Below are 23,117 nucleotides of genomic sequence, written 5' to 3' on the forward strand. Positions count from 1 at the left end.
GCCTTCGTCTTGTAGCCCCGCCCCCACTGCAGCCCCCACCCGTACAACCGGTCCAGCTCGGCCTGGAAGCCGTAGACGAACCTGACCTCGCGGCGGACCATGATCTCGCCCTTGACGTTCTCGATCAGGACCACCGCGCAGGAGCGGGCCTGGGGCTGGCGCTCGTCGAGGCCGATCTCGATGCGGGGCCCGTTGCTCGGGTAGAGCGTGACGATCGCGTGGGTGCGGTCGAAGGCGGGCGTCTGGTCGTAGATGTAGACGAAGACCAGCAGCCGTTTGATGTCGTCCCGGTGGTCGAGGTTGACGTAGATCGTCTCACCGGACCCCGAACCGAAGCGGTCGTCGCCGCTGAGTTTGACGTACGGCGGCGAGTTGACGTCGCCGAAGAAGCCGCCGAGCGGCTGGACGACGCCCTTCGTTCCGTCGGCCAGCTCGTACAGACAGCCCAGGTCGAGGTCGACGTTGACCATGGACTGGCTGTGACCGATCACCTCCGGCGGTTTCAGCGCCTTGAGGGGGTGCCGCAGCAGGCTCTGCCGAGTGGAGCCGCCGATGTCAGAGGTGCGCATCCGCCAGGTCAGGTTGATGCGCAGATGCCCCGAGGCCGCGCCCTGCTTGGTCAGCGACACCTGCCGGTGCCGCTTGGTCAGCTCGATGGCGTTGGAGGCGGCGCTGCCCGAGTCGAACTCGGCGGCGCGCCCACCCAGCAGACCGTCGAAAAGTCCCATCTCCCGCCCCTGCCTTCACCGCTTCCGCCGCTGCGCCCCCCTGCCGCGGGGCGGCCGCCCCGCCCCGGCCCGGCCCGCGCCCCGCCGGGCCCCGGCGGCCGCCCCGCCCAGAAGCGTTCCTCGTCCTGGGGGCCGTCACACCCTGAGGTGAGCCGGAGCCCCCGGGACAAGCTCTCGGGGACGCCCCGAGGACGTCCCCGAGAGGGGTGCTAGAGAGTCGTGGAGACCTCGGACTTCTCCCCGGAGCCGGCCGCGCCCCCCTCGGCCGCGGCCAGGGCGCGGTTGCGGCGGACGGAGGAGAAGAAGGACCAGGCGATCAGGACCACGCCGACCAGGCCGGTGATCACCTCGTTGATCTCGTACTGGATGGTGACCATCAGGATCACCGCCAGCGCGCCGATGGCGTAGTGGGCGCCGTGCTCCAGGTAGACGTAGTCGTCCAGGGTGCCCTGGCGGACCAGGTAGACCGTGAGGGAGCGGACGTACATGGCGCCGATGCCCAGGCCGAGGGCCATCAGCACGATGTCGTTGGTGATGGCGAAGGCGCCGATGACGCCGTCGAAGGAGAAGGAGGCGTCCAGGACCTCCAGGTAGAGGAACATGAAGAACGCGGCCTGGCCGGCCAGCTTGACCGCCGAGCGCTGCTTGCCGCCGCGGGCGGCGGCTTCCTCCTCCTCGTGCTCGCGTTCCTCCTCTTCCTCCAGCTTGTCCTCGAAGTACCCGGACAGGCCACCGACGATCATGTAGGTGATCAGGCCGGCGATGCCGGCGATCAGGACCGTCTGCGCCTTGTCGGCGTGCGCGCCGCCGTGCTGGTGGGCGTGGGTGGCGAAGGTGAAGGAGGTGATCAGCAGGACGATCAGCGAGATGCAGACCGAGAGCATGTCGACCTTGCCGAGCTTGGCCAGCGGCCGCTCGATCCAGCGCAGCCACTGTATGTCCCGGTCCTCGAAGATGAAGTCCAGGAAGATCATCAGCAGGAACATGCCGCCGAACGCCGCGATCGCGGGGTGGGCGTCGGTCACCAGCTGCTGGTAGCGGTCCTTGTTGTTGATCGCCAGGTCGACGGCCTCGATGGGCCCCATCTTGGCGCTGATGGCGACGATGACGACGGGGAAGACCAGCCGCATGCCGAAGACGGCGATGAGCACGCCGACGGTGAGGAAGATCTTCTGCCAGAAGGCATTCATCTTCTTCAGGATTCCGGCGTTGACCACCGCGTTGTCGAACGACAGCGAGATCTCCAGGATGGCGAGGATCGCCACCACGCCGAAGGCGGTCCACCCCCCGTAGAAGACTGCCGCGACCAGGCCGAGCGCGGTGATCGCGAACGACCAGCCGAAGGTTTTCAGAAGCACTGGCTACCCAATCCGTGTCTGGGAGTCCCCAAGCGGTGCCTGGGGGAGGGTCTCCCCGTCGCCGTACCCGGCTTTACGAAACGTTGACTCCGAAGTCTAGAGCGATACCGCGCAGTCCGGAGGCGTACCCCTGACCGACCGCCCGGAACTTCCATTCGCCCTGATAGCGGTACAGCTCACCGAAGATCATGGCCGTTTCGGTCGAGGCGTCCTCGCTGAGGTCGTAGCGGGCGAGTTCCTGGCCGTCGGCCTGGTTGACCACGCGGATGAAGGCATTGGAGACCTGGCCGAAGGTCTGGCCGCGCTCGTCGGCCATGTGGATCGAGACCGGGAAGACGATCTTCTCGCACTGCGGCGGCACCTTGGCGAGGTCCACCAGGATCGTCTCGTCGTCGCCCTCGCCCTCACCGGTGAGGTTGTCGCCGGTGTGCTCCACCGAGCCGTCGGGGCTCTGGAGCTGGTTGTAGAAGACGAACCACTCGTCGCCCAGCACCCGGTTGGCCCCCGAGCACAGCAGCGCGCTGGCATCCAGGTCGAAGGGCGCTCCGGTGGTGGAGCGCGCGTCCCAGCCGAGCCCGACCAGGACGTTGGTCAGGTTGGGTGCGGCCTTGGACAGGGAGACGTTGCCCCCCTTGGCGAGCGTGACGCCCATGATGCTGGTCCTCCCCGGGATGGTGCTGCTGCTGGTGTCCTGCGCGTCCGGCGCCGCGCGGAAACGCACGGCGCCGGGCGGTCAGGGGTTCGAGGGTGTGGATGTGCGGGCTCAGACGTTGACGCCGAAGTCCTGCGCGATGCCGCGCAGGCCCGAGGCGTACCCCTGGCCGATGGCGCGGAACTTCCACTCCGCGCCGTGGCGGTACAGCTCACCGAAGACCATGGCGGTCTCGGTCGAGGCGTCCTCACTGAGGTCGTAGCGGGCGATCTCCTGCTGGTTGGCCTGGTTGACCACGCGGATGAACGCGTTGCGGACCTGGCCGAAGGACTGCTGGCGGTTCTCGGCGTCGTAGATGGACACCGGGAAGACGATCTTGTCCACGTCGGCCGGGACCGTCGCGAGGTTGACCTTGATCTGCTCGTCGTCGCCCTCGCCCTCACCGGTGAGGTTGTCACCGGTGTGCTCGACGGAGCCGTCGGGGCTCTTGAGGTTGTTGAAGAAGACGAAGTGCTGGTCGCTGACGACCTTGCCGGTGTTGTTCAGCAGCAGCGCGCTGGCGTCCAGGTCGAAGTCGGTACCGGTCGTGGTGCGCACGTCCCACCCCAGACCGACGATGACGGCGGTCAGGCCCGGGGCCTCCTTCGTCAGCGATACGTTGCCGCCCTTGCTGAGGCTGACTCCCACGAGTCCTCCATTGGTGTCCGGGGGCGGGGAGCCCCGTCGTGCATCGGATATGGGATCAACGTCTCGATCCTAGTGACGGGTTCCCGCCCCCGGCAGGCGCAGCGGCCGACCCCGTCGAAGGTGTCGGCGCGCCGGCTTTCAGAGGGTCTCGAGCGCCTTGACGTACTCGTTCAGGTCCCGCGCGTCCGGCAGGCCGTTGACCACGGTCCAGCGCACGACGCCCTCCTTGTCGATGATGAAGGTCCCGCGCACGGCGCACCCCTTGTCCTCGTCGAAGACGCCGTAGGCGCGCGAGACCTCGCCGTGCGGCCAGAAGTCGCTGAGCAGCGGGTACTCCAGGTTCTCCTGCTCGCCGAAGACGCGCAGGGTGTGGATGGAGTCGTTGGAGACGGCGAGCAGCTGGGTGTCGTCGTTGACGAACTTCGGCAGGTTGTCGCGCAGGGCGCACAGCTCACCGGTGCACACGCCGGTGAAGGCGAACGGGTAGAAGAGCAGCACCACGTTCTTCTCGCCGCGGAAGTCGGACAGCTTCACGCTGCGGCCGTGGTTGTCCTTGAGCTCGAAGTCGGGGGCCTTGTCGCCGACCTGGATCGCCATCGTCCTGATCTTCCCTTCAAAGGGTCTGTTCGGGTGAGACCACCCTACGCAGCGATCAGCGTGCACCGGCGGACGGCCCGGCCGGGCGGGACCGGCGGGAGAGCCGGGCACGGCGGACGGGCGGGGCCCGGCCGGGCCCGGACCCCGCGAGGGGCCCGGGTCCGGGTGGGGCCGAAAGGGCCGAGGGGCCGATTCCGGGCAGGGCCCGGGGCTACTTCTTGGACTTGGCCGCCTTGGGGGTCGCCAGCCGGCTCGCGGTCCAGTCCTTGCCGACGCTGACGCTCTTGCTGGCCGTCAGGCCCGCCGTCGTCGCGGCTTCGGAGATGTCGCTCGGCTCGACGTACCCCTCGCGTCCGGTCTTCGGGGTGAGGAGCAGGATCGCGCCACCCTCCTCGATGTAGGTGGTGGCGTCGACCAGCGCGTCCGTCAGGTCGCCGTCCTCGTCGCGGAACCACAGCACCACGGCGTCGGCCACGTCGTCGTAGTCCTCGTCGACGAGCTCGCTGCCGATCGCATCCTCGATGGCCTCGCGGAGCTCCTGGTCGACGTCGTCGTCGTAGCCGATCTCCTGGACCACCTGCCCGGGCTGGAATCCCAGCCGTGCGGCCGGGTTCGTCCGCTCCTCCGCGTGGTCCGCGGTCGCGCTCACGGGTTGCCTCCTGATGGTGTTGCGATATGAGTCTTCAGCCACGCGCGTGCGCGAAGCATTGGCCGTAGTCCACACGGGCGGGCCGGATCGCGCAAGTACCCGGCGGTTCGGACCGCCGAAACGGTGACGTTCCCGGCTGTGTCGCCGCAACTCCTGACACGGTATCGCGATCAGCCGTGACACACACCACACCCTTCTGCCCGGTTTTGCGTGTTTGACGACCCTGGGCGGGCAGGAGTCCGGGAGAAGCATGCCGGTTACCCGTCGGTAAAGATGACGTTCGCCTCGCCCCAGGTACACGATGGGGAACGGTGCGGACACAGACCGGCAAACCGGCCGAACGGAGCGGCACCACAGGAACACTCAGAAAGAGCCCGAAAATATCCATAAACGCCGCATATATGTCAGCCTTTCTGACAGGTAAGGAACAGCGTGGCTTCCGGATCCGATCGAAACCCGATCATCATTGGCGGCCTGCCGAGTCAGGTTCCTGACTTCGATCCCGAGGAGACCCAGGAGTGGCTCGACTCGCTCGACGCCGCCGTCGACGAGCGAGGCCGGGAGCGGGCCCGCTACCTCATGCTCCGGCTGATCGAACGCGCCCGCGAGCGGCGCGTGGCCGTGCCGGAGATGCGCAGCACGGACTACGTCAACACGATCCCGACCAAGAACGAGCCGTTCTTCCCGGGCAACGAGGAGATCGAGCGCAAGATCCTCAACGCCACCCGCTGGAACGCCGCGGTGATGGTCTCCCGCGCCCAGCGCCCGGGCATCGGGGTCGGCGGCCACATCGCCACCTTCGCCTCCTCCGCCTCCCTCTACGACGTCGGCTTCAACCACTTCTTCCGCGGCAAGGACGACGGCCGCGGCGGTGACCAGGTGTTCTTCCAGGGGCACGCCTCACCGGGCATCTACGCGCGCGCGTACCTGCTCGACCGGCTCACCGAGCAGCACCTGGACGGCTTCCGCCAGGAGAAGTCCAAGGCGCCCTACGGCCTGTCCAGCTATCCGCACCCGCGCTCGATGCCGGACTTCTGGGAGTTCCCGACGGTCTCCATGGGCCTCGGCCCGATCGCCGCGATCTACCAGGCCCGGATGAACCGGTACATGCACGCGCGCGGCATCGCCGACACCTCCGACTCGCACGTGTGGGCCTTCCTCGGCGACGGCGAGATGGACGAGCCGGAGTCGCTGGGCCAGCTGACCATCGCCGCCCGCGAGGGCCTGGACAACCTGACCTTCGTCGTCAACTGCAACCTGCAGCGCCTGGACGGCCCGGTGCGCGGCAACGGCAAGATCATCCAGGAGCTGGAGTCCGTCTTCCGCGGCGCCGGCTGGAACGTGATCAAGCTGATCTGGGACCGCACCTGGGACCCGCTGCTCGCCCAGGACCGCGACGGCGTGCTGGTCAACAAGATGAACACCACGCCGGACGGCGCGTTCCAGACCTACGCCACCGAGTCCGGCGCGTACATCCGCGAGCACTTCTTCGGCGACGACCACCGGCTGCGCAAGATGGTCGAGAACATGACCGATCAGCAGATCCTGCACCTGGGGCGCGGCGGTCACGACCACCGGAAGATCTACGCGGCCTACAAGGCGGCCCTGGAGCACAAGGGCCAGCCGACGGTGATCCTGGCCAAGACGGTCAAGGGCTGGACGCTGGGCCCGAACTTCGAGGGCCGCAACGCCACGCACCAGATGAAGAAGCTGACGGTCGACGACCTCAAGCGCTTCCGGGACCGGCTGCACCTGCCGATCTCCGACAAGGAGCTGGAGTCCGGCCCGCCGCCGTACTACCACCCGGGCCGGGACACGGACGAGATCCAGTACATGCACGACCGGCGCAAGCAGTGCGGCGGCTACGTGCCGACCCGGATCGTGCGCGCCAAGCCGCTCCCCCTGCCGGACGACACGGCGTACGCGAGCGTGAAGAAGGGCTCGGGCCAGCAGTCCATCGCCACCACCATGGCGTTCGTCCGGCTGCTGAAGGACCTCATGCGGGACAAGGAACTCGGGCGGCGGTTCGTGCTGATCGCGCCGGACGAGTACCGCACCTTCGGCATGGACTCCTTCTTCCCGAGCGCGAAGATCTACAACCCGCTGGGCCAGCAGTACGAGTCGGTGGACCGCGACCTGCTGCTCGCCTACAAGGAGTCGCCGACCGGGCAGATGCTGCACGACGGCATCTCCGAGGCGGGCTGCATGGCCTCGACGATCGCGGCGGGCTCGGCGTACGCCACGCACGGCGAGCCGCTGATCCCGGTGTACGTCTTCTACTCGATGTTCGGTTTCCAGCGCACCGGCGACCAGTTCTGGCAGATGGCCGACCAGCTGGCGCGCGGTTTCGTCCTCGGCGCGACCGCGGGCCGTACGACCCTGACCGGTGAGGGGCTGCAGCACGCCGACGGCCACTCGCAGCTGCTCGCCTCGACCAACCCGGCGTGCGTGGCCTACGACCCGGCGTACGCCTACGAGATCGCGCACATCGTGCAGGACGGCCTGCGCCGGATGTACGGCGGCGAGGACGTCAACCCCGGGCACCCGCACGGCGAGGACGTCTTCTACTACCTCACCGTCTACAACGAGCCCATCCGGCAGCCCGCCGAGCCGGCCGACGTCGACGTCGAGGGCATCCTCAAGGGCGTCCACCGCATCTCGGTGGGCGGCGGGGGCCAGATCCCGGCACAGATCATGGCCTCCGGTGTGGCCGTGCCGTGGGCGCTCGACGCGCAGAAGATCCTCGCCGAGGAGTGGAACGTCAGGGCGGACGTCTGGTCGGCCACCTCCTGGAACGAGCTGCGCCGGGAGGCCGTGGCCTGCGAGGAGCACAACCTGCTGCACCCGGAGGAGGAGCAGCGGGTGCCGTGGGTGACGCGGAAGCTGAGCGGGGCCGAGGGGCCGTTCGTGGCCGTGTCCGACTGGATGCGGTCGGTGCCGGACCAGATCGCCCGCTGGGTGCCGGGCCCGTACCAGTCGCTGGGCGCCGACGGCTTCGGATTCGCCGACACCCGGGGGGCGGCGCGGCGGTTCTTCCACATCGACGCGCAGTCGATCGTGGTGGCGGTGCTGACCGAGCTGGCCCGGCAGGGGCAGGTCGACCGGTCGGTGCTCAAGCAGGCCGTCGACCGCTACCGGCTGCTGGACGTGACGGCGGCGGACCCGGGGACGGCGGGCGGCGACGCGTAGGCGCTGCGCTCGGCTCGTGCGGTGAGTGAAGGTGCGTGAAGGGGGGCGTGCGGGTTCCCTTCTGGCGCCCCCCTCCGGTGCCGGCGCCCTCCCCGGTTGTGGCGCCCTCCTTCGGCGCCCTTCGGCGCCGGGTGAGGCGCCCCCGGAGTACGGCGACGGGCCCCCGGCTTGTGCCGGGGGCCCGTCAGCGCGGTCGCGGGGTCGTGCGGGTGGCCGGAGCACCCGTGAGTGGTCGAATCACCCGTGGGTGGTCAGAACACCCCGTTGGTCCAGGTCGCCGCTCCCGCCAGCGCGATGACCGCCAGGAGGGTGTCGATGGCGCCCAGGACCAGGGCGACCAGGGCCGGGACCGAGCGGTCGGCGCCCGACCACGTGCGGCCCAGCGCCAGCCAGCCGCACACGGCCGCCACCGGGCCGAGCACGATGCCCAGCGCGAAGAAGCCGGCGACCGCGCAGATGACTCCGATGATTCCGAGCGTCGCGCGGTCCGGCCCGTCCCGGTGCCACGTCCGGCTCCGCGAACGGGGGTACCCGCGCGTTCCGTGTCCGAAGCCCGCCATCATCAACTCCTCGAACCCCGGGTCGAGTTGGCGTTCTTTCGGGGTTCACGGGTGCGGGTACCCCGGTTCCGCGGGCCAATCCCCGTACGCCCGTGCGGTTTTCGGCCGATGGGTGCTGCCTGCGCGCCGCTCCCCTCCCGCAGCGCGCCGCAGCATCGGGCCCCCGTCCCCTGCGGAGGGCCTGACACACTGTGACCTGTGACGCGGGGGAAAAGGGAGCGTCCCGGGCGCCGTCACCCTGATAGGCGAACCACGCCCGGGAGAGCCCCGCCCGGACACCGGGCGGCGCCGGCGGCCTCAGATGTGGCCCACGCCCGCGCCCGCCTCCGCGTTCTCGCCGCGCTTGGTCAGCAGCGCGACCAGGACGGCCACGGCCGCGACCCCGGCGGCGACCAGGGAGGCCAGGCTCATGCCGGAGATGAAGGTGTCGTGGGCGACGGAGGTGATCTTCGCGGCGACCGCCTCGGGCACGCCCTTGGGCACCGGCGCCATGCCGACCTGGACCGCCTGGGAGGCCTGGCCGGTCTGGGCGGGGGTGAGCGGCGGCAGCCCGGCGTCCTTCCAGTTGCCGGGCAGGTCGTGGTCCACCTTGGAGGCCATCACGGCGCCCAGCACGGCCGTGCCGAGGCTGCCGCCGATCTGCATCGCGGACTGCTGCAGACCGCCGGCCACGCCGGACAGCTCCATCGGCGCGTTGCCGACGATGACCTCGGTCGCGCCGACCATGACGGGCGCGAGGCCGAGGCCGAGCACCGCGAACCAGATCGACATGGTGGCGCTGCCCGTGCCCGTCTTGAGCGTGGACATGCCGTACATGGCGACCGCGGTGGCGACCATGCCGCAGGCCAGCGGGATCCGCGGGCCCAGCTTGGTGATCAGCGCGCCCGCCAGCGGGGAGGCGACGATCATCATGCCGGTCAGCGGCAGCAGGTGCAGGCCCGCGTCGACCGGGCTCATCCCGTGGACGTTCTGCAGGTAGAACGTGACGAAGAACAGGCCGCCCATGAAGGCGATGGCCATCAGCACCATCAGCACCACACCGGCGGACAGCGGCACCGAGCGGAACAGCGCCAGCGGGATCAGCGGCTCCCGCACCTTGTTCTCCCACAGGGCGAACAGGGCGAAGCCCAGGACGGAGGCGGCGATGAACGTCCAGGTCATGCCGTCGCCCCAGCCCCACTCGGGAGCCTTGATCAGGGCCCACACCAGGCAGAACATCGCGGCGGACAGCAGCGCGATGCCCAGGACGTCGAAGGAGCGCGGCGCGTTCTCGGCGCGGTGGTCGAGGAGGATGACCAGGCCGAGGATCAGGGCGAGGGCGCCGACGGGCACGTTGATGAAGAACACCGACTGCCAGTTGACGTGCTCGACGAGGACGCCGCCGAGGATCGGGCCGCCGGCGGTGGAGGCGCCGATGACCATGCCCCAGATGCCGATGGCCATGTTCAGCTTCTCGGCCGGGAAGGTCGCCCGCAGCAGGCCGAGCGCGGCGGGCATCAGCAGCGCGCCGAACAGACCCTGGAAGACCCGGAAGGTGATGACCATGCCGATGGTGCTCGACAGGCCGATGGCGCCGGAGGCGGCGGCGAAGCCGGTGACGCCGATGAGGAAGGTCTGCCGGTGCCCGAACCGGTCACCGAGCTTGCCCGCCGTGATCAGGGAGACCGCGAGGGCGAGGAAGTAGGCGTTGGTGATCCACTGCAGCTGGGCCAGGCTCGCGTGCAGGTCCTGACCGATGGCCGGGTTGGCGATGGCGACGATGGTGCCGTCCAGGGCCACCATCATGACCCCTACGGCGACGGCGAACAGGGTGACCCAGGGGTGCCCGCGCAGCCCCCTGGCCGGCGCCGTGTCCGGCAGGGCTGACGCGCCGTCCCCCGGCCCTGTCGTGTCGATGGTGGTCTGACTAGTCATACATTCGAGGCTAATGTCAGCCACTGACAAACGACAAACGAATTCACTAGTCGGTCACTGACATGTCACCCTCCTATAGGCTGAACAGGGGAAACAGTTCGCGGCAGAGCAGTTCGCGGGAGACTTTCGACCAGCCCCGCCCCGGCACGGAGAGACACACGGACACATGGAGACGGCGGCGACCGCCGCGGTCGCACCCCAGCAGGCGCCCCCGCCGACGCCACGGCCGGGACTGCGCGAGCGGAAGAAGCAGCGCACCCGGGACGCCCTGCTGCGGGCCGCGCTCGAACTGTTCACCACCCACGGGTACGAGCAGACGACGGTCGACGACATCGCCCGGGCCGTCGACGTCTCCCAGCGCACCTTCTTCCGCTACTTCCCCGGCAAGGAGGAGGTCGCCTTCGCCGTGCAGGACATGGTGGAGGCGCACTTCGTCCGGTCGCTGCGCGCCCGCCCGCCGCACGAGCCCCCCATGGAGGCGCTGCGCCGGGCCGTGCTGGACAGCTGGGACTCCCTGAGCGAGGCCGTCGCCAGCGTCGTCCCCCTGGAGCTGTACCTGCGCATGTTCCGCACGATCGAGTCGACGCCCGCCCTGCTCGCCGCGCACCTGCGGCGCTCGATGGACAACGAGGAGCAGATCGCGCGCGTGCTCGCCGCGCGCGAGGGCCTGGACGTGGACGCCGACCCCCGGCCGCGGCTGGCGGTGGCCGCCTTCGGCGGGGTGATGCGGGTGACGGGGCGTCAGTGGAGCTGCGGCGAGGACCTGAGCCTGGAGGGCATCCGGGCCCTGACCGCGCGGTACCTCGACCAGGTGGGACCGGCACTGACCGGCAGCTGGCGCACCACGGACCCGGCGGCCGAGACGAACCCGGCGGACCCGGACGACGCGTGAGCGCCCGGCGGGGCGCGGCGACTCCGCGCGCGAAGGGCCGGGCGATCCGTGGGCGCGGAGGCACCGAGGGGTGGGCGACCCGCGGGCGCGGGAGGCGCGGACGGTGATCACGAACGGCCGTACAGGCGGCCGCCGGTGAACGCGTGTGCGACGCAAGGCGCCCGTCACACCCTCAAAACGTGATCCCTGTCACTCGGTTAACGCGAGACCGTCTCGTTCTCCTAGTGTGTCCTCCCAGTGACTTCCTTCGACACCTCCCCGCAACTCAATGTCTGGCGCGCGCTGCTCGCCCTGGCCGTGGTCTTCGTGATGCTGGCGACCACCGGCTGGACCGCCGTGCGCGGCCACCGCGGGTCCACGGCCCTGCAGGCCTCCGTGTCCGCGTGGAAGCACGGGTACCTGCACGGCCACCGGCTGCCGGACCCGGACGCCGCCCCCACCCGGCTGGCGCGCTTCTTCGGCTCGCTCGGCGCCCGGGACCGCGCCCTGCTCGCCCACCGCTACCCGCTGGCGGTCGGCAACATGAACGGCGCCCCCGTCGCCCTGCGCTACCAGGCCAACCGGATCGCGCTGGGCCGGGCGCGGGCGGCCGAGAGCGAGCGCACCCACGACAGCCGGCTCACCCCCGCCGGGCAGCAGGACGCCTCCCGCCGCATGCACCGCTTCGACGAGCTGATGGCGCCGGGCCGCCACATCCTCGCCTTCGACCCCGAGGGCTCCGGCCGCGTCGCGGAGGTCTTCGGCGACCTCGCCACCGCCCGGCGGGTCTCGGTCGTCGTGCCCGGCGTGGACACCGACCTGTTCACGTTCCGCAAGAGCTACCGGCCCTACACCGCGCTCTACGGCATGGCCCGCTCCCTGTACACGGCCGAGCGCGCGGCGGCCCCCCGCACCCGCACGGCCGTGATCGCCTGGGCCGACTACACCGCGCCCAGCGGGCTCGGCGTGGACGCGGCCACCGCGATGCGCGCCGAGGAGGGCGCCGTACGCCTGAACAAGCTGCTGCGGGCGCTGCCGGGGGACGCGCCCGTGGCGCTGTTCTGCCACAGCTACGGCTCGGTGGTCTGCGGGGTGGCGGCGCGCGAGCTGCCGCGCCGGGTGACCGACCTGGCGGTCGCCGCGAGCCCCGGCATGCGCGTGCGCAACGCCGCCCAGCTGCGCACCACCGCACACGTCTGGGCGATGCGCGACCCCACCGACTGGATCCGGGACGTGCCGTACCTGGAGCTGGGCGGCCTCGGCCACGGCGCCGACCCGGTCTCGGCCGGGGTCGGGGCGCGGGTGCTGGCGGCACGGGAGGCCAAGGGACACGCCGGCTACTTCGAGCCGGGCACCGACAGCCTGACCAACTTCGCCGCGATCGGAGTCGGCGCATATGCCTCGGTGCGGTGCGCCCGTGACAACGACGGGTGCCGGGCGGATTTGTCCGGCACGACGACGGCTGGACGCGCGTAGAGACAGCAGGAAGTGCGGTCTGCGCGGGGAGGGACGGAAAAGCTCATGCCGCCTACGATGAGCCGCATGGGTGACGTACTGGCCGGATTTCACGCTGCCTGGGAGTTCGAGGCCGATTCCGTGCTCATCCGTTACGAACGGGGGATACGGACACCGAAGCTCTTCCACGCGCTCGGTGAACGCCGGGTGCCGCTGGCAGCCCTCGCGGGGGTGACGCTCACCCCGGGCCGGCGCGGCCCCGTGGTGCTGCGCGCCGAGCCCCGCCCGGGCGCCGATCCGCTGATGGACGCGGCCGACGGCCAGCTGAAGGAGGGCTGCGACCCCTACCGGCTGGTGCTGCCCGCCGATCGGGAGACGCTCGCGGAGTACTACGCCGACGAGCTGCGCGCCAGGATCACCGACACCGGCCCCGCCGACCGCCACCTGGTGGCCGCCCCGGAGGCGCCGCTGCAGTTCAAGGCGTACGACGGCAAGGCGTCCTTCGACGGCGCCGCGGTGCGCTTCCGGTGGTCGTGGACGGGGGCGTCGTCGGCGAAGTGGAAGGCCGGCGACCAGTACTTCCCCGTGGCGGAACTGGGCGGGGTCGAGTGGCGCTCGCCGGAGCTGTTCGAGGGGCACCTGCGGCTGCTGCGCCGGGAGGCGGCCGGCCCGCAGAAGGCCGCCGCGCAGGTGCCGCGACCGCAGCCGGACCAGGATCCGGCCGCGGTCGTCTTCGGGCTCGGCTACGGGCCGGTGCACGAGTCGCTGCCGTTCGCGGCGGCCGTGCTGGCCGCGGTGCGGGCGGCCGGGCCGACGGCGCCGGTGCCCGTACCGGCCCCGCGCCGCGACCCGGCCGACATCGCCGACCGCATCCGCCACCTGGGCGAACTCCACCAGGCGGGCCTGGTCACGGACGAGGAGTTCTCGACGAAGAAGGCCGAACTCCTGGCGGAGCTGTAGTCAGGGCAGCCGCACGGGGTCCCTGGTCACTCGCGTCCCGCCGAGGCGAAGGACATGTCCGCGTACCGGTTCCCGGCCACCTGTCCGGCGATCGGCTCCAGCAGCGCCAGCTCCTCCTCGGTGAGGGTGATCCGGGTCGCCGCCACGTTCTCCTCCACCCGGGTGGGCTTGCGGGTGCCGGGGATGGGCACGACCGGCAGGCCGTGGACGGCGGCCCGCTGCTGCACCCAGGCCAGCGCGATCTGGCCGAGCGAGGCGCCGTGGGCCTGGGCGACGGCGCGGACCGGCTCCAGCAGGGCCGCGTTCGCCTCGGCGTTGTCACCGGTGAAGCGCGGGATCATGCGGCGGGTGTCGCCCTCCGTGAGGTCCTGGTCGGCCCGGACGAAGCCGCCGGTGAGGAAACCGCGGCCGAGCGGCGAGTACGGCACCAGCGCCACCCCCAGCTCGCGGGCCGCCGGCACCACCTTCGGCTCGATGTCACGGCTGAACAGCGACCACTCCGACTGCACGGCGGCGATCGGGTGCACGGCCTGCGCGGCCCGCAGCTCGTCGGCGGTGACCTCGCTCAGGCCCAGGTGCTTCACCTTGCCCTCGCGCACCAGCTCGGCCATGGTGCCGACGGTCTCCTCGATGGGCACGTTCACGTCCCGCCGGTGCATGTAGTAGAGGTCGATCACGTCGACCTCCAGCCGCTGCAGGCTCGCCTCGACGGCCTGCCGGATGTAGGGCGGGTCGTTGCGGATGATCCGCTTGGTCGGGTCGTCCGGCGGGATCGACAGGGCGAACTTGGTGGCGATGACGACCTCGTCGCGGTGCGCCTTGAAGAAGGGCGCGAGGAACCGCTCGTTCTCTCCGGAGCCGTACATGTCCGCGGTGTCGTAGAGGGTCACGCCCAGCTCCAGGGCCCGCTCCAGCGTGGCGCGGGACGCCTCGGCGTCCGCGGGGCCGTAGCCGAAGCTCATGCCCATGCAGCCCAGGCCCTGTACGCCGACCTGCGGCCCGTCCTCGCCCAGCCGTACCGTGGGGATGCTGTCGGTCATCGTGTGGGGGTCCTCTCCGTCGTCCGAGGGCAGCCGGCCTCGGCGTAAACACCGATCTTGTGATCCAGGACCGCGAGGGTCTCGCGGAGTTCGGCGATCCGGGCCACGACGTCCCGGCGGGTCGCCTCCAGCAGCTCGTACCGCTCGCCGTAGGTGCTCTCCCCGGCCCGCACCAGCTCCGCGTACCGGACCATGTCGGCGACCGGCATGCCCGTGCGGCGCAGCTTGCCGACCAGATCGAGCCAGTCCAGGTCGCGGTTGGTGTAGCGGCGCTGGCCGGTGTGCGAGCGGCCGACGTGGGCCATCAGCCCGATCCGCTCGTACCAGCGCAGCGTGTGGGCCGTCAGCCCGGTGAAGGCGACGACCTCGCTGATCGTGTACCGGTCCTGCCCGTCGGGGCGCGGGTGCCGGCGCGGTGGGGTGGAGCAGATCTTGGGGCGGGTGGGAGCCTGCGGGGTGTCCTCGGCGGTCACGGCCGTGTCCTGCATCACCGTCATGGCTTCCACGCTAGGGGGTTGGAGCGCACTCCAAGCAAGCGCATCCGACCCTCGGTGCCCGGATCTGGTGACCCGGAAAATGCCGGGACACGAGCGCGGCGCGGTGGCTACCGTGCGGCCATGAGCCTCGTACGACGTGCCGAGCCGGGGGACGCACCCGAATGCCTGCGGCTGCGCCAGGTGATGATCGATTCGGTGTTCGCCTCGGAGTCCGCCACCGACTGGCACACCGCCTCCCTGCCGACGCTGAAGGCCCGCCTGGCCGAGCCCGACGGTGACTTCGCCGCGTTCGTCGTGGACCATCCCGAACGGCCCGGCGCGCTGGCCGCCCTCGTGGCCGGGACGATCGAGTACCGGATCGGCCGGGCCGGCAATCCGCACGGGCGGGTCGGGCACGTCTTCAGCGTCGCGACCGACCCGGACGCCCGGCGCCGGGGGTACGCCCGCGCGTGCATGGAGGCGCTGCTGGACTGGTACCGGGAGCGGGACGTGCCGCACGTCGACCTGAACGCGTCCGCCCAGGCGGAGCCGCTGTACGCCTCGCTGGGTTTCGTGCGCAAGCCCGACCCCTCCATGCGGCTGACGCTGTGAGGCGCATAGGCTCGGCTGCATGTCGTTGAACAGCCTGGCGTCGATCGAGAACTGGCCGGTCCCCACGGCCGCGGCGGGCGTGGTCCGCGCGGACGGCACGGTCGCCGGCACCCACGGCCCGACCGGCCGGCGTTTCCCGCTGGCCTCGGTCACCAAGCCGCTGGCGGCCTACGCGGTGCTCGTCGCCTACGAGGAGGGCGCGATCGAGCTGGACGAGCCGGCCGGCCCGCCCGGTGCCACGGTCCGCCACCTGCTCGCCCACACCTCGGGCCTGGCCTTCGACGAGCACCGGGTGACGGCCCCGCCCGGCGAGCGCCGCCTGTACTCCAACGCCGGTTTCGAACAGCTCGGCGACCACGTGGCGAAGGCGACGGACATCCCCTTCCCCGAGTACCTGCGCCAGGCGGTGCTGGAGCCCCTGGGCATGACGCGGACCACGCTGGAGGGCTCCCCGGCCAAGGACGGCGTCTCCACGGTGGACGACCTGCTGCGCTTCGCGGCCGAGGTCCAGGCCCCCCGCCTGCTCGATCCCCGCACGGTCGCCGAGGCGATGACGGTCCAGTACCCGGGCACCAAGGGCGTCCTGCCCGGCTACGGCCACCAGAACCCCAACGACTGGGGCCTCGGATTCGAGATCCGCAACGCCAAGTCCCCGCACTGGACGGGGTCTTCCTCCTCCCCGCGCACCTTCGGCCACTTCGGCCAGTCCGGCACGTTCCTGTGGATCGACCCGGACGCGCGCGCGGCCTGCGTGGCCCTGACCGACCGCGCCTTCGGCCCGTGGGCGATCGAGGCGTGGCCACCGTTCACGGACGCGGTCCTGGCGGAGCTGCGCAGCTAGGGCGTGTCCGGCGGCTCGTGCCGCAGACGCGTCCTGTCGTCAGACTCCCGTCCGCTCCCCCTCCATCTCCCACACCAGCAGCTCCGCGTCCGTCACCGCCGCGGCCCGAAGGCCCTCGCCCGCGTCTGTGACGCGGGCCGCGTCGCCCGGGCCCAACCGCTCGCCGTCCAGCAGGACTTCGCCGCGCACGACGTGGACGTACAGGTACGCGGCGGGCGGCAGGGGTGTCCGGTCGCCGGCCGCGACGCGCCGTGCGTGCAGCAGCGCGCCGGCCTGCGGGACGGCGTAGGGGGTCGAGTCCGGCAGGGCGCGGACGACCTCGTAGGCGGGGGTGCCGCCCGGCTGCCTGGGGGTCAGCCACATCTGGACGAAGGTCAGCGGAGCGCTCGCGTCGTTGCGTTCGACGTGGCGGACGCCCGCCGCCGCGCTGAGGTGCTGGACGTCGCCGGGGCGGATCACCGTCTCGTGCCCGGTGGAGTCGCGGTGGGTCAGTTCGCCCTCGACGACCCAGGTGACGATCTCGGTGTGGCGGTGCGGGTGCTCGTCGAAGCCGGCGCCGGGGGCCAGGTGCTCCTCGTTGCAGGCGATCAGCGCGCCGAAGCGGAGGTTGTCCGGGTCGTAGTGGGGGCCGAAGGAGAAGGCGTGGCGGGTGGTGATGCCCGCGGCCGCCTCGCCGCCTGGGTAGCGCTGCGTGGCGCGTCGTACGTCCATCGTCACGCGGACCACCGTAATCCCTGGTCCCCGGGGCCCGTACTGACCCGGCGGCACGCGCGGGAGTCCGGATAAGGCAGTCTTGTCCCCGTGCCCGAACCCGAATCCACTGCCCCCGAACCCTCAGCGCACGGCCTCCATCCGCACGCGGCGACCCTGAAACGGCTGGAGAAGTCCTCCGGATCGCTGGCCGCCCAGGCCATCGCACGGATGGACGAGACGCTGCCGTGGTACCGGGCCATGCCCCCGGAGAACCGTTCGTGGATCGGGCTGGTGGCCCAGGCGGGTATCGCCGCCTTCACCGAGTGGTTCCGGCATCCCGACGCGCCCCAGGCCATCTCGACCGATGTGTTCGGCACGGCCCCGCGGGAGCTGACGCGGGCGATCACGCTGCGCCAGACCGTGGAGATGGTGCGCACCACCATCGAGGTGATGGAGTCCGCCATCGACGAGGTGGCGGCACCGGGCGACGAGGCCGTGCTGCGCGAGGCGCTGCTCGTCTACGCCCGTGAGATCGCCTTCGCCACCGCCCAGGTGTACGCGCAGGCCGCCGAGGCACGCGGTGCCTGGGACGCCCGGCTGGAGTCGCTGGTGGTCAACGCGGTGCTCAGCGGGGAGGCCGACGAGGGCGCCGTGTCCCGGGCCGCCGCCCTGGGCTGGAACTCGCCCGAGCACGTGTGCGTGGTGCTCGGCACCGCGCCCGACGGCGACTCGGAGCTGACCGTGGAGGCGATACGGCGGGCCGCCCGCCACGCCAAGCTTCAGGTGCTCACCGGGGTGCTCGGGGACCGGCTGGTCGTCATCGCCGGCGGCAGCGACAACCCGCTGGCCGTGGCCAAGTCGCTGATCGGGCCGTTCGCCGCCGGTCCGGTGGTGGCCGGGCCCGTCGTCCCGGACCTGCTGGCCGCGACCCGGTCCGCGCAGGCCGCCGCGGCCGGGCTGAAGGCCTGCTCCGCCTGGCAGGACGCGCCGCGCCCGGTGCTGGCCGACGATCTGCTGCCGGAGCGCGCCATCGCCGGTGATCCCGGCGCGCGGGAGCAGTTGGTAGAGGAGATCTACAGACCGCTGGAGGAGGCCGGGTCCGCGCTGCTGGAGACACTCAGCGTGTATCTGGAGCAGGCCAGCAGCCTCGAAGGCGCGGCGAGGATGCTCTTCGTTCACCCGAACACCGTCCGCTACCGGCTCCGACGTGTGACGGACGTCACCGGCTGGTCCCCCTCGGATGTACGATCCGCGTTCACACTGAGGATTGCACTGATCCTGGGGCGCCTGGTCGATGGTGATCCTCAGGCCTAGGCTTTTGTCGGGGGCCAACAAAACCCCTTCGTGTTCTTCGTCCCTGTCCCCACGGGCGGCTGCGGCCGTCCTCAAGAGAGAGTGTGAGAGTGCTCGTACTCGTCGCTCCCGGCCAGGGCGCCCAGACGCCCGGCTTCCTGACTCCCTGGCTCGAACTGCCCGGTGCCGCCGACCGCGTGGCCGCCTGGTCGGACGCCATCGGCCTGGACCTCGTCCACTATGGGACGCAGGCCGACGCGGACGCGATCCGCGACACCGCCGTGGCCCAGCCGCTGCTGGTGGCCGCCGGCATCCTGTCGGCCGCGGCGCTCGGCGACGTGGCACCCGATGCCGTCGCCGGTCACAGCGTCGGTGAGATCACCGCGGCCGCCTTCGCGGGCGTGCTGTCCGACACCGCCGCGCTGTCCCTGGTCCGCAAGCGCGGCCTGGCGATGGCCGAGGCCGCCGCGATCACCGCGACGGGCATGTCGGCGCTGCTCGGCGGCGACCCGGAGGTCTCGGCCGCGCACCTGAAGAAGCTGGGGCTCACCCCGGCCAACGTCAACGGCGCGGGCCAGATCGTGGCCGCCGGCACCCTGGAGCAGCTGGCCGAGCTGAACGAGAACAAGCCCGAGGGCGTGCGCAAGGTGGTGCCGCTGAAGGTGGCCGGCGCCTTCCACACCCACCACATGGCCCCCGCGGTGGACAAGCTCGCCGAGGCCGCCAAGGCCATCGAGCCGGCCGATCCGAAGGTCACCTACGTCTCCAACAAGGACGGCCGGACCGTCGCCTCCGGCGGCGAGGTCCTGGAGCGGCTGGTGGGCCAGGTCGCCAACCCGGTCCGCTGGGACCTGTGCATGGAGACGTTCCGGGAACTCGGCGCGACCGCGCTGATCGAGGTGTGCCCCGGCGGCACGCTGACCGGCCTGGCCAAGCGGGCGCTGCCCGGTGTGAAGACGCTGGCGCTGAAGACCCCCGACGACCTCGACGCGGCCCGCGCGCTCATCGCCGAGCACGCGCACGCCTGACGCCCCAAGGAGCCCATCGCACATGGCGAAGATCAAGCCCAGCAAGGGCGCCCCGTACGCGCGCATCCTCGGCGTGGGCGGCTACCGGCCCACGCGGGTGGTGCCCAACGAGGTGATCCTGGAGAAGATCGACTCGTCCGACGAGTGGATCCGTTCGCGTTCCGGCATCGAGACCCGGCACTGGGCGGGCCCCGAGGAGACCGTCGCGGCGATGTCGATCGAGGCCGCCGGCAAGGCCATCGCGGACGCCGGGATCGACGCCGCGCAGATCGGTGCCGTGGTCGTCTCGACCGTCTCGCACTTCAGCCAGACCCCCGCGGTGGCCACCGAGATCGCCGACAAGCTCGGCACGGACAAGGCGGCCGCCTTCGACATCTCCGCGGGCTGCGCCGGCTTCGGCTACGGCCTCACCCTCGCCAAGGGCATGATCGTCGAGGGCTCGGCGGAGTACGTCCTGGTCATCGGCGTGGAGCGGCTGAGCGACCTGACCGACCTGGAGGACCGGGCGACGGCCTTCCTGTTCGGCGACGGCGCCGGCGCGGTCGTGGTCGGCCCCTCCCAGGAGCCGGCGATCGGCCCCACGGTGTGGGGCTCGGAGGGCGACAAGGCCGAAACGATCAAGCAGACGGTGCCCTGGGACCGTTTCCGGCTGGGTGACGTCTCCGAGCTGCCGCTGGACAGCGAGGGCAACATCAAGTTCCCTGCGATCACGCAGGAGGGCCAGGCGGTGTTCCGCTGGGCCGTGTTCGAGATGGCGAAGGTCGCCCAGCAGGCGCTGGACGCGGCCGGGATCAGCCCGGACGACCTGGACGTCTTCATCCCGCACCAGGCCAACGTGCGGATCATCGACTCGATGGTGAAGACGCTGAAACTGCCGGAGCACGTCACGGTCGCCCGTGACATCCGCACCACCGGCAACACCTCGGCCGCCTCGATCCCGCTCGCCATGGAGCGGCTCCTGGCGACCGGCGAGGCGAAGAGCGGCGACACCGCGCTCGTCATCGGCTTCGGGGCGGGTCTCGTCTACGCCGCGACGGTCGTTACCCTCCCCTAGGCACTCCGTGCCGGATCATGCATCCGGTACGGAATCGCACCACCTGCCGCGGACGCGGCGGTTGCCACACCCTTACGGAACACAACGAAGGAGCGCCGACATGGCCGCCACTCAGGAAGAGATCGTCGCCGGTCTCGCCGAGATCGTGAACGAGATCGCCGGGATCCCCACCGAGGACGTCCAGCTGGACAAGTCCTTCACCGACGACCTGGACGTCGACTCGCTGTCCATGGTCGAGGTCGTCGTCGCCGCCGAGGAGCGCTTCGACGTCAAGATCCCCGACGAGGACGTCAAGAACCTCAAGACGGTCGGCGACGCGACCGAGTACATCCTCAAGCACCAGAGCTGATCAACCGATCACATATCTGGGCTGACTGCCCCGCCACCCGGCGGTGGCGCCGTTCCCCGCTCCGGCGGGGATGGTCCTCCTCGTACCGTTGGAGAAAGAATTCCCGTGAGCTCGACCAATCGCACCGTGGTCGTCACCGGTATCGGCGCAACCACACCGCTGGGTGGCGACGCAGCCTCCACCTGGGAGGGTCTGGTCGCCGGCAAGTCCGGTGTCAAGCCCCTCGAGCAGGAGTGGGCGGCCGAGCAGGCCGTCCGGATCGCGGCCCCGGCCGCCGTGGAACCGACCGAGATCATCCCGCGGCCGCAGGCGCGCCGGCTGGACCGCTCGGCCCAGTTCGCGCTGATCGCCGCGCAGGAGGCCTGGAAGGACGCCGGGTTCACCGGCAAGGCCGGCGAGGACGGGGAGGTCGACCCGGACCGCCTCGGTGCGGTGATCGCCTCCGGCATCGGCGGCGTGACGACCCTCCTCGACCAGTACGACGTGCTGAAGGAGAAGGGCGTCCGCCGTGTCTCCCCGCACACCGTGCCCATGCTGATGCCGAACAGCCCCTCCGCCAACGTGGGTCTGCTCGTCAACGCCCGGGCGGGCGTGCACACCCCGGTCTCCGCCTGCGCGTCGGGCGCCGAGGCCATCGGCTACGCCATCGAGATGATCCGCACCGGCCGCGCCGACGTGGTCGTCGCCGGCGGCACGGAGGCGGCGATCCACCCGCTGCCGATCGCCGCGTTCGGCAACATGATGGCGATGTCCAAGAACAACGACGACCCGCAGGGCGCCTCGCGTCCCTTCGACACCGCCCGGGACGGCTTCGTCCTCGGCGAGGGCGCCGGCGTGCTCGTCCTGGAGTCCGCCGAGCACGCCGCCCGGCGCGGTGCCCGCGTCTACGCGGAGGCGGTCGGCCAGGGCATCTCCGCCGACAGCCACGACATCGTGCAGCCCGAGCCCGAGGGCCGCGGCATCGCGCACGCCCTGCAGAACCTGCTGGACCGCACCGACCTGGACCCGGCCGAGGTCGTGCACGTCAACGCGCACGCCACCTCGACGCCCGCCGGTGACATCGCGGAGCTGAAGGGGCTGCGCAAGGTCTTCGGTGACGACGCCGACCACATCGCGGTCTCCGCGACCAAGTCGATGACCGGTCACCTGCTCGGCGGCGCGGGCGGCGTGGAGTCGGTGGCGACCGTGCTCGCCCTGTACCACCGGGTGGCCCCGCCGACCATCAACATCGACAACCTCGACCCCGAGGCCGAGGCGAACGCCGACATCGTCCGCGACGAGGCGCGCAAGCTTCCCGTCGAGGGCCGTATCGCCGCCCTGAACGACTCCTTCGGCTTCGGCGGGCACAACGTGGTGCTGGCGTTCCGGACGGTCTGAGGACGCCGCGCACGGCACGTACGGCACGTACGACGGCGAAGGGCCCCCACCGCACGGTGGGGGCCCTTCGGCATGAGCAGGAGCGAGGAGCGCGAGGAAGGCGAGGAGCGCGAGGGGGGGCGGCGGTCAGACGACCTGGTGCAGCCAGCGCACCGGGGCGCCCTCACCCGCATAGCGGAACGGCTCCAGTTCGTCGTCCCAGGGCTTGCCCAGCAGCTTGGCGAGCTCCGCCTCCAGGTCGCTCTCGCCGCGCTGGGAGCGCACCAGCGCGGCGCGCAGCCGGTCCTCGGGGATGAGGATGTCGCCGTGGATGCCGGTGACGGCGTGGAAGATGCCCAGCTCGGGGGTGCAGCTGTAGCGCTCGCCCTCGGCGGTCGCGCACGGCTCGGCGGTCACCTCGAAGCGCAGCAGGTGCCAGCCGCGCAGCGCGGAGGCCAGCTTGGAGGCGGTACCGGCCTCGCCCTGCCAGGAGAACTCCGAACGCCAGGTGCCCGGCGCGGCGGGCTGCCGGATCCAGTCCAGGCTGACGCGGGTGCCCAGCACCCCGGCGATGGCCCACTCGACGTGCGGGCACAGCGCGCGCGGAGCGGAGTGCACGTACAGAACTCCACGTGTCGTCACCGGGACCTCCGCGAGGTCGCCCGTGGGGATCAGGTCCCCGTCGACCGGGGTGTAGCGGGAGGCGGCCAGGCGCAGCGTGTGGCCGGTGGCGTCGCCCGAGCCGGCGAGGTTCC

The 23,117-nt window shown here is 71.2% G+C and carries 23 protein-coding genes; 11 read left to right on the top strand and 12 right to left on the bottom strand.

Translation table 11 applies throughout. The features are described 5' to 3' along the window. From GV126_RS11660 to GV126_RS11685, 6 genes are all read right to left on the bottom strand, one after another. On the bottom strand, positions 1-728 hold a 728-nt coding region (locus tag GV126_RS11660), incomplete at its 3' end, for a TerD family protein (protein WP_159673572.1). A 209-nt stretch (positions 729-937) separates the two neighbouring features. Continuing rightward, positions 938-2,086, bottom strand: a complete 1,149-nt coding sequence (locus GV126_RS11665) for a DUF475 domain-containing protein (protein WP_159665326.1) — start codon at positions 2,084-2,086, stop codon at positions 938-940. 73 nt (positions 2,087-2,159) lie between these two features. Continuing rightward, complete coding sequence (locus tag GV126_RS11670) at positions 2,160-2,738, bottom strand: TerD family protein (RefSeq protein ID WP_159665328.1); 579 nt, start codon at positions 2,736-2,738, stop codon at positions 2,160-2,162. Positions 2,739-2,849: 111 nt separating this feature from the next. Continuing rightward, complete coding sequence (locus GV126_RS11675) at positions 2,850-3,425, bottom strand: TerD family protein (protein WP_159665331.1); 576 nt, start codon at positions 3,423-3,425, stop codon at positions 2,850-2,852. A 138-nt stretch (positions 3,426-3,563) separates the two neighbouring features. Continuing rightward, positions 3,564-4,022 carry a peroxiredoxin gene (locus GV126_RS11680; protein ID WP_028422291.1) on the bottom strand — a complete coding sequence of 153 codons (459 nt, stop codon included), beginning with the start codon at positions 4,020-4,022 and terminating at the stop codon, positions 3,564-3,566. A 211-nt stretch (positions 4,023-4,233) separates the two neighbouring features. Next, positions 4,234-4,671, bottom strand: coding sequence for a DUF3052 domain-containing protein (locus tag GV126_RS11685; protein ID WP_185947834.1), 438 nt, complete (start codon positions 4,669-4,671; stop codon positions 4,234-4,236). Between the two features lie 432 nt (positions 4,672-5,103). Here GV126_RS11685 and aceE point away from each other — a divergent pair, with 432 nt between their 5' ends. Next, positions 5,104-7,860, top strand: coding sequence for a pyruvate dehydrogenase (acetyl-transferring), homodimeric type (aceE, locus tag GV126_RS11690; RefSeq protein WP_159665337.1), 2,757 nt, complete (start codon positions 5,104-5,106; stop codon positions 7,858-7,860). A gap of 251 nt (positions 7,861-8,111) precedes the next feature. Here the strand turns inward: aceE and GV126_RS11695 are convergent, their stop codons facing one another. Beyond that, positions 8,112-8,420 (bottom strand): hypothetical protein, encoded by a 309-nt coding sequence (locus GV126_RS11695; protein WP_028422288.1) that lies wholly within the window; start codon positions 8,418-8,420, stop codon positions 8,112-8,114. 297 nt (positions 8,421-8,717) lie between these two features. Then, positions 8,718-10,334 (bottom strand): MFS transporter, encoded by a 1,617-nt coding sequence (locus GV126_RS11700; RefSeq protein ID WP_159665343.1) that lies wholly within the window; start codon positions 10,332-10,334, stop codon positions 8,718-8,720. A gap of 166 nt (positions 10,335-10,500) precedes the next feature. Between GV126_RS11700 and GV126_RS11705 the strand changes: the two genes are divergently transcribed. From GV126_RS11705 to GV126_RS11715, 3 genes are all read left to right on the top strand, one after another. Next, on the top strand, positions 10,501-11,226 hold the full coding sequence (locus GV126_RS11705; protein WP_159665346.1) for a TetR family transcriptional regulator: 726 nt from the start codon (positions 10,501-10,503) through the stop codon (positions 11,224-11,226). Between the two features lie 237 nt (positions 11,227-11,463). Further along, entirely contained in the window at positions 11,464-12,681 is a 1,218-nt protein-coding gene (locus GV126_RS11710) for an alpha/beta hydrolase (RefSeq protein ID WP_159665349.1), read from the top strand. Between the two features lie 66 nt (positions 12,682-12,747). Beyond that, entirely contained in the window at positions 12,748-13,620 is an 873-nt protein-coding gene (locus GV126_RS11715; protein WP_159665352.1) for a DUF4429 domain-containing protein, read from the top strand. Positions 13,621-13,646: 26 nt separating this feature from the next. On the opposite strand, the gene GV126_RS11720 is transcribed toward GV126_RS11715, so the two are convergent. After that, positions 13,647-14,660 (bottom strand): aldo/keto reductase, encoded by a 1,014-nt coding sequence (locus tag GV126_RS11720; RefSeq protein ID WP_159665355.1) that lies wholly within the window; start codon positions 14,658-14,660, stop codon positions 13,647-13,649. Beyond that, positions 14,657-15,157, bottom strand: a complete 501-nt coding sequence (locus GV126_RS11725; RefSeq protein ID WP_159665358.1) for a MerR family transcriptional regulator — start codon at positions 15,155-15,157, stop codon at positions 14,657-14,659. The genes GV126_RS11720 and GV126_RS11725 overlap by 4 nt, the downstream gene beginning before the upstream one ends. 120 nt (positions 15,158-15,277) lie before the next feature. Between GV126_RS11725 and GV126_RS11730 the strand changes: the two genes are divergently transcribed. Beyond that, on the top strand, positions 15,278-15,748 hold the full coding sequence (locus GV126_RS11730) for a GNAT family N-acetyltransferase (protein WP_159665361.1): 471 nt from the start codon (positions 15,278-15,280) through the stop codon (positions 15,746-15,748). A 19-nt stretch (positions 15,749-15,767) separates the two neighbouring features. Next, positions 15,768-16,589 carry a serine hydrolase domain-containing protein gene (locus tag GV126_RS11735; protein ID WP_159665364.1) on the top strand — a complete coding sequence of 274 codons (822 nt, stop codon included), beginning with the start codon at positions 15,768-15,770 and terminating at the stop codon, positions 16,587-16,589. A 39-nt stretch (positions 16,590-16,628) separates the two neighbouring features. Here the strand turns inward: GV126_RS11735 and GV126_RS11740 are convergent, their stop codons facing one another. Next, a complete protein-coding gene (locus GV126_RS11740) occupies positions 16,629-17,300 on the bottom strand; it encodes a pirin family protein (RefSeq protein ID WP_159673574.1) in 672 nt (223 codons plus the stop codon). A 90-nt stretch (positions 17,301-17,390) separates the two neighbouring features. On the opposite strand from GV126_RS11740, the gene fasR reads away from it, so the two are divergent. From fasR to GV126_RS11765, 5 genes are all read left to right on the top strand, one after another. Beyond that, positions 17,391-18,596, top strand: a complete 1,206-nt coding sequence (gene fasR / locus GV126_RS11745; protein ID WP_159665367.1) for a fatty acid biosynthesis transcriptional regulator FasR — start codon at positions 17,391-17,393, stop codon at positions 18,594-18,596. An 89-nt stretch (positions 18,597-18,685) separates the two neighbouring features. Continuing rightward, positions 18,686-19,603, top strand: coding sequence for an ACP S-malonyltransferase (locus tag GV126_RS11750; RefSeq protein WP_159665370.1), 918 nt, complete (start codon positions 18,686-18,688; stop codon positions 19,601-19,603). A 22-nt stretch (positions 19,604-19,625) separates the two neighbouring features. Continuing rightward, positions 19,626-20,657, top strand: coding sequence for a ketoacyl-ACP synthase III (locus tag GV126_RS11755; protein ID WP_028422279.1), 1,032 nt, complete (start codon positions 19,626-19,628; stop codon positions 20,655-20,657). A gap of 100 nt (positions 20,658-20,757) precedes the next feature. Beyond that, complete coding sequence (locus tag GV126_RS11760) at positions 20,758-21,006, top strand: acyl carrier protein (RefSeq protein ID WP_028422278.1); 249 nt, start codon at positions 20,758-20,760, stop codon at positions 21,004-21,006. A gap of 105 nt (positions 21,007-21,111) precedes the next feature. After that, complete coding sequence (locus tag GV126_RS11765; RefSeq protein WP_159665373.1) at positions 21,112-22,383, top strand: beta-ketoacyl-[acyl-carrier-protein] synthase family protein; 1,272 nt, start codon at positions 21,112-21,114, stop codon at positions 22,381-22,383. Between the two features lie 126 nt (positions 22,384-22,509). Here the strand turns inward: GV126_RS11765 and GV126_RS11770 are convergent, their stop codons facing one another. Then, entirely contained in the window at positions 22,510-23,004 is a 495-nt protein-coding gene (locus GV126_RS11770; RefSeq protein ID WP_159673576.1) for a DUF3145 domain-containing protein, read from the bottom strand. Positions 23,005-23,117 lie beyond the last annotated feature (113 nt).

Source organism: Streptomyces mexicanus (assembly GCF_902506575.1).
GTDB lineage: Bacteria > Actinomycetota > Actinomycetes > Streptomycetales > Streptomycetaceae > Streptomyces > Streptomyces mexicanus.

What these genes read in the sequence shown, in the direction of transcription:
- GV126_RS11670 (WP_159665328.1), bottom strand. Translation starts at nt 2,738, where the DNA reads ATGGGCGTCACGCTCGCCAAGGGGGGCAACGTCTCCCTGTCCAAGGCC.
- GV126_RS11680 (WP_028422291.1), bottom strand. Translation starts at nt 4,022, where the DNA reads ATGGCGATCCAGGTCGGCGACAAGGCCCCCGACTTCGAGCTCAAGGAC.
- GV126_RS11695 (WP_028422288.1), bottom strand. Translation starts at nt 8,420, where the DNA reads ATGGCGGGCTTCGGACACGGAACGCGCGGGTACCCCCGTTCGCGGAGC.
- GV126_RS11700 (WP_159665343.1), bottom strand. Translation starts at nt 10,334, where the DNA reads ATGACTAGTCAGACCACCATCGACACGACAGGGCCGGGGGACGGCGCG.
- GV126_RS11705 (WP_159665346.1), top strand. Translation starts at nt 10,501, where the DNA reads ATGGAGACGGCGGCGACCGCCGCGGTCGCACCCCAGCAGGCGCCCCCG.
- GV126_RS11715 (WP_159665352.1), top strand. Translation starts at nt 12,748, where the DNA reads ATGGGTGACGTACTGGCCGGATTTCACGCTGCCTGGGAGTTCGAGGCC.
- GV126_RS11720 (WP_159665355.1), bottom strand. Translation starts at nt 14,660, where the DNA reads ATGACCGACAGCATCCCCACGGTACGGCTGGGCGAGGACGGGCCGCAG.
- GV126_RS11725 (WP_159665358.1), bottom strand. Translation starts at nt 15,157, where the DNA reads ATGACGGTGATGCAGGACACGGCCGTGACCGCCGAGGACACCCCGCAG.
- GV126_RS11730 (WP_159665361.1), top strand. Translation starts at nt 15,278, where the DNA reads ATGAGCCTCGTACGACGTGCCGAGCCGGGGGACGCACCCGAATGCCTG.
- GV126_RS11735 (WP_159665364.1), top strand. Translation starts at nt 15,768, where the DNA reads ATGTCGTTGAACAGCCTGGCGTCGATCGAGAACTGGCCGGTCCCCACG.
- GV126_RS11740 (WP_159673574.1), bottom strand. Translation starts at nt 17,300, where the DNA reads ATGGACGTACGACGCGCCACGCAGCGCTACCCAGGCGGCGAGGCGGCC.
- GV126_RS11755 (WP_028422279.1), top strand. Translation starts at nt 19,626, where the DNA reads ATGGCGAAGATCAAGCCCAGCAAGGGCGCCCCGTACGCGCGCATCCTC.
- GV126_RS11760 (WP_028422278.1), top strand. Translation starts at nt 20,758, where the DNA reads ATGGCCGCCACTCAGGAAGAGATCGTCGCCGGTCTCGCCGAGATCGTG.